Source organism: Microcystis aeruginosa FD4 (genome assembly GCF_009792235.1).
GTDB classification, from domain to species: Bacteria; Cyanobacteriota; Cyanobacteriia; order Cyanobacteriales; family Microcystaceae; genus Microcystis; species Microcystis viridis.
The window spans coordinates 1,473,468-1,485,959 of the sequence record NZ_CP046973.1 but is presented as its reverse complement, the minus strand read 5'-3'; the positions used below and the strand labels follow the sequence as shown (position 1 = coordinate 1,485,959).

12 protein-coding genes and 1 pseudogene are annotated in these 12,492 nt (G+C 40.2%); 2 read left to right on the top strand and 11 right to left on the bottom strand.

The features are described 5' to 3' along the window. Positions 1–1,282: 1,282 nt before the first annotated feature. Positions 1,283–1,426: a hypothetical protein gene (locus GQR42_RS28475; RefSeq protein ID WP_233271314.1), complete on the top strand. Its 144-nt coding sequence runs from the start codon at positions 1,283–1,285 to the stop codon at positions 1,424–1,426. A gap of 1,141 nt (positions 1,427–2,567) precedes the next feature. Here GQR42_RS28475 and GQR42_RS07590 read toward each other — a convergent pair. The 10 genes and pseudogenes from GQR42_RS07590 to GQR42_RS07545 form a co-directional block, all read right to left on the bottom strand. Further along, positions 2,568–2,951: a tetratricopeptide repeat protein gene (locus GQR42_RS07590; RefSeq protein ID WP_158199496.1), complete on the bottom strand. Its 384-nt coding sequence runs from the start codon at positions 2,949–2,951 to the stop codon at positions 2,568–2,570. Between the two features lie 144 nt (positions 2,952–3,095). After that, positions 3,096–3,428 carry an HNH endonuclease gene (locus GQR42_RS07585; protein WP_233271313.1) on the bottom strand — a complete coding sequence of 111 codons (333 nt, stop codon included), beginning with the start codon at positions 3,426–3,428 and terminating at the stop codon, positions 3,096–3,098. A gap of 1 nt (position 3,429) precedes the next feature. Further along, a complete protein-coding gene (locus GQR42_RS07580) occupies positions 3,430–3,687 on the bottom strand; it encodes a hypothetical protein (protein WP_158199495.1) in 258 nt (85 codons plus the stop codon). Between the two features lie 136 nt (positions 3,688–3,823). Continuing rightward, positions 3,824–4,192 (bottom strand): DUF5615 family PIN-like protein, encoded by a 369-nt coding sequence (locus GQR42_RS07575; RefSeq protein WP_158199494.1) that lies wholly within the window; start codon positions 4,190–4,192, stop codon positions 3,824–3,826. Then, positions 4,189–4,431: a DUF433 domain-containing protein gene (locus GQR42_RS07570; protein ID WP_002744173.1), complete on the bottom strand. Its 243-nt coding sequence runs from the start codon at positions 4,429–4,431 to the stop codon at positions 4,189–4,191. Before GQR42_RS07570 ends, GQR42_RS07575 begins: the two co-directional genes overlap by 4 nt. Before the next feature lie 87 nt (positions 4,432–4,518). Continuing rightward, positions 4,519–4,960: pseudogene (locus GQR42_RS07565) on the bottom strand (tetratricopeptide repeat protein); the annotation flags it as partial. Between the two features lie 14 nt (positions 4,961–4,974). After that, positions 4,975–5,202 carry a hypothetical protein gene (locus tag GQR42_RS07560; RefSeq protein ID WP_158199493.1) on the bottom strand — a complete coding sequence of 76 codons (228 nt, stop codon included), beginning with the start codon at positions 5,200–5,202 and terminating at the stop codon, positions 4,975–4,977. After that, positions 5,199–5,645 (bottom strand): type II toxin-antitoxin system VapC family toxin, encoded by a 447-nt coding sequence (locus GQR42_RS07555; protein ID WP_158199492.1) that lies wholly within the window; start codon positions 5,643–5,645, stop codon positions 5,199–5,201. Before GQR42_RS07555 ends, GQR42_RS07560 begins: the two co-directional genes overlap by 4 nt. 18 nt (positions 5,646–5,663) lie before the next feature. Further along, on the bottom strand, positions 5,664–8,438 hold the full coding sequence (locus GQR42_RS07550) for a tetratricopeptide repeat protein (protein ID WP_233271448.1): 2,775 nt from the start codon (positions 8,436–8,438) through the stop codon (positions 5,664–5,666). Positions 8,439–8,573: 135 nt separating this feature from the next. Continuing rightward, the gene (locus GQR42_RS07545) at positions 8,574–8,966 is read right to left on the bottom strand and encodes a hypothetical protein (RefSeq protein WP_158199491.1); all 393 of its coding nucleotides are present in this window, start codon (positions 8,964–8,966) and stop codon (positions 8,574–8,576) included. A 413-nt stretch (positions 8,967–9,379) separates the two neighbouring features. Here GQR42_RS07545 and GQR42_RS07540 point away from each other — a divergent pair, with 413 nt between their 5' ends. After that, positions 9,380–10,567: an RNA-guided endonuclease InsQ/TnpB family protein gene (locus GQR42_RS07540; RefSeq protein ID WP_158199490.1), complete on the top strand. Its 1,188-nt coding sequence runs from the start codon at positions 9,380–9,382 to the stop codon at positions 10,565–10,567. Between the two features lie 42 nt (positions 10,568–10,609). Here GQR42_RS07540 and GQR42_RS07535 read toward each other — a convergent pair whose 3' ends face one another. Beyond that, positions 10,610–12,415: an aspartate kinase gene (locus GQR42_RS07535; protein WP_158199489.1), complete on the bottom strand. Its 1,806-nt coding sequence runs from the start codon at positions 12,413–12,415 to the stop codon at positions 10,610–10,612. Positions 12,416–12,492: the final 77 nt, after the last annotated feature.

The window sequence follows — 12,492 nt, the reverse complement described above, 5'->3', positions numbered from 1 at the left end:
GTCTTAACTATGATTGATGTGATTATGTGATTGACTATGATTGGTTCATTCAATCAATCTTCATCTCTAATCCACTCTTAACTAGGTTCCTAATCACAGTTCATCATTCAATCATTCCAATCACTGTCGATGGTGGTGGGTTACTAGGTTTTACTAAATCCTGATTTGAAAAAATTTTCTCTTGACAAAAGCCTCTTGACATGACATTATATTCATAATGGAAAATCCGTGCGTATGCAGACGCTATTTTCCCATGGTCTTAACTATGATTGATGTGATTATTGGATTGACTATGATTGGTTCATTCAATCAATCTTCATCTCTAATCCACTAGGGTTAGTCATTTACTTTTCAGAAACTCTCAACTAGATACCTAATCACAGTCCATCAGATGATTACATCAACCACAGTCGATGGTGGTGGGTTACTAGGTTTTACTAAATCCTGATTTGAAAAAATTTTCTCTTGACAAAAGCCTCTTGACATGACATTATATTCATAATGGAAAATCCGTGCGTATGCAGACGCTATTTTCCCATGGTCTTAACTATGATTGATGTGATTATTGGATTGACTATGATTGGTTCATTCAATCAATCTTCATCTCTAATCCACTCTTAACTAGCTTCCTAATCACAGTCCATCACACCAACCACAGTCGATGGTGGTGGGTTACTAGGTTTTACTAAATCCTGATTTGAAAAAATTTTCTCTTGACAAAAGCCTCTTGACATGACATTATATTCATAATGGAAAATCCGTGCGTATGCAGACGCTATTTTCCCATGGTCTTAACTATGATTGATGTGATTATGTGATTGACTATGATTGGTTCATTCAATCAATCTTCATCTCTAATCCACTAGGGTTAGTCATTTACTTTTCAGAAACTCTCAACTAGATACCTAATCACAGTCCATCAGATGATTACATCAACCACAGTCGATGATAGGTGCTGCGTTACTACGTTTTACTAAATCCTGATTTGAAAAAATTTTCTCTTGACAAAAGCCCCTTGACATGACATTATATTCATAATGGAAAATCCGTGCGTATGCAGACGCTATTTTCCCATGGTCTTAACTATGATTGATGTGATTATGTGATTGACTATGATTGGTTCATTCAATCAATCTTCATCTCTAATCCACTCTTAACTAGGTTCCTAATCACAGTTCATCATTCAATCATTCCAATCACTGTCGATGGTGGTGGGTTACGAGGGATTGTTAGCTTGAACCCACATTCCGCACCCTAGGTTTTACTTATCACAGTCCATCAGATGATTACATCAACCACTGTCGATGGTGGTGCGTTAGGACGGATTGTTAGCTTGAAGTTAAAGCAGAAATTTTGGCCGTCTAACGCACCCTACGTTTTTCTGAATGTTGTTAAATTTTCTCTTGACAAAAGCCTCTTGACATGACATTATATTCATAATGGAAAATCCGTGCGTATGCAGACGCTATTTTCCAACGGTCTTAACTATGATTGATGTGATTATGTGATTGACTATGATTGGTTCATTCAATCAATCTTCATCTCTAATCCACTAGGGTTAGTCATTTACTTTTCAGAAACTCTCAACTAGATACCTAATCACAGTCCATCAGATGATTACATCAACCACAGTCGATGGTGGTGGGTTACTAGGTTTTACTAAATCCTGATTTGAAAAAATTTTCTCTTGACAAAAGCCTCTTGACATGACATTATATTCATAATGGAAAATCCGTGCGTATGCAGACGCTATTTTCCAACGGTCTTAACTATGATTGATGTGATTATGTGATTGACTATGATTGGTTCATTCAATCAATCTTCATCTCTAATCCACTCTTAACTAGCTTCCTAATCACAGTCCATCACACCAACCACAGTCGATGGTGGTGGGTTACTAGGTTTTACTAAATCCTGATTTGAAAAAATTTTCTCTTGACAAAAGCCTCTTGACATGACATTATATTCATAATGGAAAATCCGTGCGTATGCAGACGCTATTTTCCAACGGTCTTAACTATGATTGATGTGATTATGTGATTGACTATGATTGGTTCATTCAATCAATCTTCATCTCTAATCCACTAGGGTTAGTCATTTACTTTTCAGAAACTCTCAACTAGATACCTAATCACAGTCCATCAGATGATTACATCAACCACAGTCGATGGTGGTGGGTTACTAGGTTTTACTAAATCCTGATTTGAAAAAATTTTCTCTTGACAAAAGCCTCTTGACATGACATTATATTCATAATGGAAAATCCGTGCGTATGCAGACGCTATTTTCCCATGGTCTTAACTATGATTGATGTGATTATGTGATTGACTATGATTGGTTCATTCAATCAATCTTCATCTCTAATCCACTCTTAACTAGGTTCCTAATCACAGTTCATCACACCAACCACAGTCGATGGTGGTGGGTTACTAGGTTTTACTAAATCCTGATTTGAAAAAATTTTCTCTTGACAAAGGCCCCTTGACATGATATTATATTCATAATGGAAAATCCGTGCGTATGCAGACCCTCTTTTCAAGCATCAAATACTCCCCATTGAAGTTTCCTTAGAAACCCAGTCTCCTCAGCAACCACCGCAAGACTAACCAGAGGCTATAAAAGGGTAAAATTAACAATATCAGAAACCCTTGTATCAATCTTCCTAATAGCTGTTTTCGGGGATGAGGGGGTTTTGGGTTCAACGGATGAGGAAGAGGAAACCGTTGTCTTAATTCTGCTTCGGGTAATTGCGATAACATCCTCAGATAATTCTGATAAAAGGTTTGGGTATGGGGATGATTTTCCCCTAATACTTGGGTAGCAATATTAATCGCTTCTAGATAGAGAGGTTCTGCTTCTGGGTATCTGCCTTGGGAGTAGTACAAGTATGCTAAATTGTTGAGGGAAGCTGCCACATCGGGATGATTGTCTCCTAAGAGTTGTTTTTTCAATTCTAATGCTTGTAGAGAAAGAGGTTATGAAATAAATTTAAAGAAGTCCTTGTTTTGCAGAAACAGGTGGATATTTAGCAATTTCTATTAATAATTGTCGCTCTTGTAAGCGTTCTTTATTATTGAAATCTAAAATCCTAGCTGTCACGTTCCCAATATCAGTAATGGGTTGGATAAAAGCTTCTTTAAGTTGAAAATGTTCTTTCCACAAGTCTCGACGCGGGTAAAAAAACGGACAAGTTCTCCAGTTTCCCAATTAATTGAGCCTAAATCTGTACCTTTTTGTAAATTGCAAAAAATACAGGCGTAGCACAAATTATCAGCCGAAGTTGCTCCCCCATGTTTAACACTAATGATATAATCCACCTGATAGCCAGATACCCTATCAGAAGCAGAAATTAAGCAATATTCACAGAGAAAATCGGCACGTTCAGCAACTAATTTTCGCAATTCTGCACTAATGTAAGGTCGAGCCATTTTAGTTAGCTCCATTGAGATATTGGTGAGCTTTTGCTTTTGCTAGGGTCATAATATGTTCTAGCATTAAATAAGCATCGAGTTCCTGTTTTTCCTCTTGGGTAAGTTCATTATTTTTAGCGTTATAAATTAGGTCTTCTAGGCGATTTTGAGCGGTATCGGAAAGATGAAAGTTAATCACCGATTGGGGAGTGGTTCCCCCTGCGATTAGTTCAATAATTTCGTTATAGACTTTGATGGTTTTAGTTGCTGTATTCATGGGTTTATTCTGTTGGGTTTATTGGGTAGGAAAAAAGCAATTACAATTTAATGAACTGTAAAAGAATTGCTGTTTTTCTATCAGGTTTAAAAGTGGCGATCGCTGTTTAATTTATATTAGGAACACTATTAATTTGTCAACCAGATTTTCTGATCCTAAACTTATTTTTATCCACAATTACCGTTGAGCCAATAATTTCTTCTATATCTACGGTATTGATAAAATTTTCTAAAACCTGTCTAATTTCTACCGCTATCGCCTCAAAAGGAAATCGTAAAATAATCAGACCACAATGGGTATTGGGAGGATAATTTTTGATATTAGCCCATCCCAAATCACGGCTAATAATAATTCGCTGTTCTCGTTGAGCAAATCGAAATAGCTCAGGGTCTTTTGTGCCACTTAGTCCAGAGGTTTTTACATGAATAGCGTCATAACCTTTAGAATTTAGCAAGTTGCTTAAACTTAAGGGGCAGTCTTGATCAATTAAAAAGCGAATTTTCAACTGGTTTTCTCCATTGGATAAATGATTTCATTATTTAAAAGTTCAGAAAAATATGCTAAAGAAGCAAGAATTTGCTCTTGAGTAACTCCATATTCCTCCATGACTTCTTCATAGCTCATTCCTCCTGCCAGGGAACCAATAACAATGGCGATCGGGATTCGGGTTCCTGTTAATATTGGTTTACCATGTTGAATTTCGTTATCTATGGTAATAGCATTATTTAATAAGTTGGTTGTCATTAATTTTCTCCGTTTAAGTTTGATTAAGAATAAACTGGTTTAATTTCCTAAAAACTTGACATAATCACACCAATCACAGCTAAGACGCTATCCCCCACGACGAAGACAGATAGCATAATTTTCCCGAAATATTATTGTATTAGGATGATTCTCCCCTAAAGCTTGCTCGGCAATTGCTAAAGCTTCTAGATAGAGAGGTTCTGCTTCTGTGTATCTGCCTTGGGATTTGTACAATTCTGCTAAATTGTTGAGGGATTGTGCCACAGAGGGATGATTGTCTCCTAAGAGTCGTTTTATCAAATCTAATGCTTCTAGATAGAGAGGTTCTGCTTCTGGGTATCTGCCTTGGGATTGGTACAAGTATGCTAAATTGTTGAGAGATTGTGCCACAAGGGGATGATTGTCTCCTAAGAGTCGTTTATACAATTCTAAAGCTTGTAAATAGAGGGGTTCTGACTTATGACTTCCGCTATATGTACCTTCCTTGAGATGAGTATAATTCTGCTAAATTGTTGAGGAAAGTTGCTACATATTACTGTAATATTAGGGTTTTTGAGTTTGCTCACGCCAAAGTACCACTTTTTCATAAAGACTAGCAACAGTTTCATCAGCAAACAGATTATGTTTAATTTCTAGATAGTCAGTTGGTTTCCAAAAGGCATCACTCATAAAGATGGCAGCTTTGGCGATACCCATTCGTTCGTTTAGAATTTCAATAGCTTCACGATGCAATTCAGTGTTACGAGGTAAACTAGGGAAGTCAATTTTCATGATTTATCTCCTGATTCAGTCATTAGTAAAATAAATTCGACAGGATTACATATACGCATTATACCTTTATAGCGTTTGATGAGGCGATCATCGCAAGTAATAAAGAAATCAACCTGTTGAGATTCGGCACAGGCTAGATGTAAAGCATCTAGTTTACCGATGTTATCATTTGTTTCTAGTTGTTGTCCACGATTTAACGTTTCAGTTGTCAATACTTGATAAGAGTTGGCAAGTCGTAAAATGCTAAAAGCAGTCATTTTATTTTCTGGATAAGGATTGCGAGAGATTTCATAGGCAAGTGCGTCTGATATAATTAGTTCGACTGTACGTTCTTGAATTAGCAATAGAATAGATTGTACTGCTAAAGCTTCAAGAGCAATGCGTACCTGAGAGCGATCATCAAAAATACGATGGAGTGCGCTAGTATCTAAGTAGATTTTCATAGCTAGTTTTATGTTTAATTATCCCCCACGACGAAGACAGATAGCATAATTTTCCCGAAATATTATTGTATTAGGATGATTCTCCCCTAAAGCTTGCTCGGCAATTGCTAAAGCTTCTAGATAGAGAGGTTCCGCTTCTGGGTATCTGCCTTGGGAATCGTACAATCCTGCTAAATTGTTGAGGGAAGTTGCCACATCGGGATGATTGTCTCCTAAGAGTCGTTTTCTCAAATCTAATGCTTCTAGATAGAGAGGTTCCGCTTCTGTGTATCTGCCTTGGTATTGGTACAAATATGCTAAATTGTTGAGGGAAAGTGCCACATCGGGATGATTGTCTCCTAAGAGTCGTTTTCTCAAATCTAATGCTTCTAGATAGAGAGGTTCCGCTTCTGTGTATCTGCCTTGGGAACGGTACAATACTGCTAAATTGTTGAGGGAAAGTGCGACATCGGGATGATTGTCTCCTAAGAGTCGTTTTCTCAAATCTAATGCTTCTAGATAGAGAGGTTCCGCTTCTGTGTATCTGCCTTGGGAATCGTACAATCCTGCTAAATTGTTGAGGGAAGTTGCCACAAGGGGATGATTGTCTCCTAAGAGTCGTTTTATCAAATCTAATGCTTCTAGATAGAGAGGTTCCGCTTCTGTGTATCTGCCTTGGGATTTGTACAATCCTGCTAAATTGTTGAGGGAAAGTGCGACATCGGGATGATTGTCTCCTAAGAGTCGTTTTCTCAAATCTAATGCTTCTAGAAGGAGAGGCTCTGCTTCTGGGTATCTGCCTTGGGAATCGTACAATCCTGCTAAATTGTTGAGGGAAGTTGCCACATCGGGATGATTGTCTCCTAAGAGTCGTTTTATCAAATCTAATGCTTCTAGATAGAGAGGTTCCGCTTCTGTGTATCTGCCTTGGGAATCGTACAATCCTGCTAAATTGTTGAGGGAAGTTGCCACATCGGGATGATTGTCTCCTAAGAGTCGTTTTCTCAAATCTAATGCTTCTAGAAGGAGAGGCTCTGCTTCTGGGTATCTGCCTTGGGAATCGTACAATCCTGCTAAATTGTTGAGGGAAGTTGCCACATCGGGATGATTGTCTCCTAAGAGTCGTTTTCTCAAATCTAATGCTTCTAGATAGAGAGGTTCCGCTTCTGTGTATCTGCCTTGGGAATCGTACAATCCTGCTAAATTGTTGAGGGAAGTTGCCACATCGGGATGATTGTCTCCTAAGAGTCGTTTTCTCAAATCTAATGCTTCTAGAAGGAGAGGCTCTGCTTCTGGGTATCTGCCTTGGGAATCGTACAATCCTGCTAAATTGTTGAGGGAAGTTGCCACATCGGGATGATTGTCTCCTAAGAGTCGTTTATACAAATCTAATGCTTCTAGATAGAGAGGTTCCGCTTCTGTGTATCTGCCTTGGGAATCGTACAATCCTGCTAAATTGTTGAGGGAAGTTGCCACATCGGGATGATTGTCTCCTAAGAGTCGTTTATACAAATCTAATGCTTCTAGATAGAGAGGTTCCGCTTCTGTGTATCTGCCTTGGGATTCGTACAATAGTGCTAAATTGTTGAGGGAACTTGCCACATCGGGATGATTGTCTCCTAAACGGGTTCGAGTTGCGGTTAAACAATTTTGATAGTAAGGTTCAGCAATAGCATACAATCCTTGTCCTTCATAATAACGAGCTAAACCCGTATAGGACCGAGCTAAATCCTCATCAGCGATATATTCTGGATATTCCCCGACAGATGCTTGCAGATGGAGAAGGAAAGGTTTAAAATCTTCAACGATTTCTACAGTCACATCCTGTGGCATTTCTGCCGATTTTTTGGCCATAATACCGCAATAGCGGCGCTTTGCTGGTTCTGCGTGGGGTGATGCTTCTAACTTATCCCGAAAATAGCGACGCAACAGGGGATGAATTTCATACCAACCCTCACCCTTATCCTGAACTAAGCTCAGGTGAACTAAGCTATCGGTTAACCATTCCTCTACTGTATCCCCATCCTCATCGGGAAATAAATCCAGAATCATCTCCTTGAAAAAGGGCGCAAGAGCGAATAAACTGAGGTAAAGTGCCAAAATTTGGGCATCTGGTTCGCTATTCAACTCCTCCCAACTGAGATTAAAGGCAGCTTTCAACCCTCTTTCTGCTGTCATTTCCCCATGAAACTTGGGATTTTTCTCTAAAATTTGCTCCTCTAAGCCGTTTTCTGCTAACTTCTGCCGTATTTTGCTAATTTTCCAATCCTGTCGTCGTACCAGCAACCTTGCCACCAATTCTAACCCTAAGGGCAAATAACCCAAATCCTGACACAATAATTTAGCTTCTTCGATTTGTGTGTCAATTCTGTTATCTCCGAGGTAGGAACGCAATAAATCAAGTGCATCTTCTTCTTTTAAAACTTCTACCCGAAAAGTCGCAATTGTCGCTGATAAATATTCCTTGCGAGTGGTAATTAAAACCTGAAAGCGTTTCTCCTCTTGCGGTGGTAAATAATACTTAATTTGCTGATAATCCCGTACATCATCAAAAATAATTAAGACATTTCCCGCTAACCAATTTTGCCAACAATAACGAATTTTTATGTCTAATTCTCCCTCATCCGGTAAAGTTAATTTGAAATGTACTCGGGCAAAATCTAAAATAGAAGTACCGATAAAACCGCCATCACTCTCTGCCACATTTAACCAACATATACCCCCTGGATAGGCTTTTTCTCGCCATTGTTGCCAGCCAAATTGTCTGGCTAGTTCGGTTTTACCTATGCCTCCCATTCCCGTTAAGGTAGATATAGCAAGCTTTTGGGATTGTTGTAATTTATTTTTTAAGTCAATTAATTCCTTATCCCTACCAACAAATTTAGGGATATTACTATTAGATAAATTGTGAGGATGTTGTTTAACCTGTTCCTTAACAGGCGGCTCCAGTCAGGTTTTATTGATGTTTATAGTTGCTGCTTGATAAACTTCACCAACCTCCCCCTGATTCTGGAAATTTTGACCTCCAGAATTAGCCTGGTTCATACTACTATTATCCTGAATTTTCAAGGATTGAATTTCTGTTGCTAAACCCTTGACTTTTTCGGCAAAATCTGCTTCATCATTCATGGCAACCTTTAAATAATCTGCCACTTTTTCTAGATCAGTTTTTGACCCTTTTTCAGCAGCTTGTAAAGCTTTTTCAGCATTAGGATTAGCTTTAAGTTTATTCCAGATAATTTGCCGCAAAGTATTAATTTTTTCTAGAGCAGCTTCAGTAAATTTTTCTACAGTAGTCTGAAATACCAAAGCAACAATTGTCGCCACTGTTATCGGTTCCATAGATAAAATCGGGGTAATGAGGGTTAACTTATTGATCGGATTTTTGGGGGTTAAGTTGCCAGCAATTTGACAACTCTTACCCCTATCATAGAACTTTTAATTTCATTTAAGTAGATAGGCACAATTATTTGTAGGATGGGTTAGCGGTAGCGTAAACTATGCGAGCGTTGGGTTTCATGCTTCAACCCAACCTACGTTCTATCATAGAACTTTTAATTTCATCGAAAATTTTGGGTCTGAAACCCCGTCGTTCTACGACGGCTTTACCGTTAAATACTATAGCAAAGACCAAGGTGCTTAGGACAATCCATCGCTGAAACCCTGTTCAGATAAGAGTTTGAAAATTGAAAGCGTCCTAAATAACCCATTATTTGCTATAGCGCATTTACCAAATATATGCTAAAATGTGAGACATGGAAAAAGCCTATTCGTTTCGATTTTACCCCACACCCGAACAAGAGTCGCTATTGCGGCGCACTTTGGGCTGTGTAAGATTGGTTTACAATAAAGCTCTCCATCTCAGAACACAAGCATGGTACGAAAAGCAAGAAAGAGTAGGATATACTGAAACCTCTTCAATGCTAACCGAGTGGAAAAAGCAAGAAGAATTAGACTTTCTCAACGAAGTAAGCTGTGTACCTTTGCAACAAGGGTTAAGACACCTACAAACAGCTTTTACCAATTTCTTTGCTGGTCGTACTAAGTATCCTAACTTTAAGAAAAAACATCAAGGAGGAAGTGCCGAATTTACCAAATCTGCTTTTAAGTTCAAAGACAAACAAATCTATTTAGCTAAATGCACAGAACCTTTACCTATTCGATGGTCAAGACAAATACCAGAAGCTTGTGAACCAAGCACAGTAACAGTCAGATTACATCCTTCTGGACGTTGGCATATCTCAATAAGATTTGATGACCCAACAATTAAACCCTTACCCCCAACCGATAAAGCCATCGGAATTGACTTAGGAATTAGTAGCCTTGTGATTACCAGCGATGGAGACAAGGTATCTAATCCCAAGCATTTTAAAAAGCATTATCGGAGACTGCGAAAGGACCCAAAAAGCCTTTCTAGAAAACAGAAAGGGTCAAAAAATCGGGAAAAAGCGAGAATCAAAGTAGCCAAGATTCACGCCCAAATTACTGATAGTAGAAAAGACCATTTACACAAGCTAACCACTCAATTAGTTCGTGAAAACCAAACGATTGTGGTTGAGAATTTAGCCGTCAAGAATCTGGTCAAAAACCCGAAATTATCTCAGGCAATATCTGACGTTAGTTGGGGAGAAATAACTCGACAATTAGCCTATAAATGCCGTTGGTATGGGAGAAATTACATCGAAATAGATAGATGGTTTCCCAGTTCTAAAAGGTGTAGTAATTGCGGGTATATTGCTGAGAAAATGCCGTTAAATATTCGAGAATGGGATTGTCCAGACTGCGGGACTCACCATGACCGAGATATTAACGCCAGTAAAAACATTTTGGCCGCAGGACTTGCGGTGTCAGTCTGTAGAGCGACCATAAGACCAGAACAGAGTAAATCTGTTAAGGCAGGTGCGGAACCCCGCAAGGGAAAGAAGCAGAAACCCAAATCGTGAGGTTTGGGAATCACCGTCCGTTTACGGCGGTGAGGATGTCAATTAGGCGGGTACTTCAATTTTACCCTGTCCGGCTAATCCAAAAGCGGCGTGAACCACTTGTAGGGCCCTGACTCCATCTTCTTGATTCACCACACAACTGATTTTTATATCAGAAGTAGCAATCATTAAAATATTAATTTTCTCCTTTGCTAAAGCTTCAAAAAAGCGTGCTGCTACCCCAGGTTGTCCTTCCATTCCCGAACCAACAATACTAACTTTGGCCACATCATTATTAACCACCACTTCCTGTAACCCCAAACTTTCCGATAGTTCTAAGAGGATTTTTTGGGCTAAATTAGCATCAGCTTGGGGCAAAGTAAAAGCGATATCCCGTCGGGGAATACCATCGACAATGCGGCAGCGTTGGGATTGAATAATCATATCGACACTGACATTTTTTGCCGCTAAAACCGAGAAAATTCTCGCTGCCATCCCGGGGCGATCGGGGACGTGACGAATGGCCATTTGTGCCTGATTATTATCTAGGGCCACTCCCCGTACCGGGACTAAATTGTGAGGGATTTCGCGATGAGCAACTTTAGCAGAATACTCCAGTTGAAAAGCATCACAAAGGACTTTAATTGCTTTTTCTCCGTCCGCTTCATCGATGACACAACTGACTTTTACTTCGGAAGTGGAGATCATTTCGATATTAATTGCCGCTGCGGCCAAAGTGCTAAATATTTGGGCAGCAATTCCCGGCCGGCCAATCATTCCAGCGCCGGTAATGGCGATTTTAGCAGCCCCAGATTCGATGATCACTTCCGCTTCCTCTGTATTAGTGGGATGGGAACGTAAAACCGGTGCGATCGCTTCGGCCACGGATTCGGCTTTTTTCAAGGCATTTCCCATCACCGTAAAGGCGATATCGTTGCTGTCCCCCTCGTGAATCGATTGAATAATTAAATCCACGTCCACCTGTTGATGAGCGATTTCCCCGAATAAACGGGCAGCGATACCGGGACGATCAGGAACCCGTAAAAGGGAGATTTTCGCCTGATTACCGTCAAATTCCACCGCATCCACTGCTTTTGTCAATTCCAATCCTTGCAGGGTGCGCGGTTTCGGTGCCGGGGATGTCACCCAAGTACCAGGCTCATCTGTCCAACTGGAACGGACAACCAAGGGAACCCCGAAATTTTTAGCGATTTCCACCGCTCGCGGGTGGAGAACTTTCGCCCCTAAACTGGCTAATTCGAGCATCTCATCGCAGGTAATTTGGTCTAAAAGACGCGCTTCGGGGACTAAACGGGGGTCAGTGGTGAGAATACCGGGTACATCGGTGTAAATTTCGCAAAAATCGGCTTTTAAGGCGGCTGCTAGGGCCACGGCCGAGGTATCGGAACCACCGCGCCCCAGGGTGGTAATCTCTAATTGATCACTATCGCTGACACCTTGAAAACCGGCGACAACAACTACTTTACCCTCCGATAGATGACGGGAGAGGCGATCGGTTTTAATTTCTAAAATACGGGCGCGACTATGTTCGGATTCCGTGACAATTCCCACCTGAGCGCCAGTTAGGGAGATGGCCGGTTGTCCGATTTCCTCTAGGGCCATACTCATCAAGGCGATCGTCACCTGTTCCCCCGTGGATAATAACATATCCATCTCCCGGCGCGAGGGTTCGGCGGCGATTTGTTTGGCTAAATTGACCAATCCATCGGTGGTTTTACCCATGGCAGAAACGACCACCACCACGGTATTTCCTGCTATTACCGTATTTTTGACCCGTTGAGCGACGGATTGAATGCGTTCCACGGAACCTACCGATGTACCACCGTATTTTTGGACAATTACAGCCATAGTTGTCAGCGCTAGAGACTTTCTATACTTTGTTCAATCTCCAACTTATCAAAATTCCTTAACTATAAGTGGTTTTG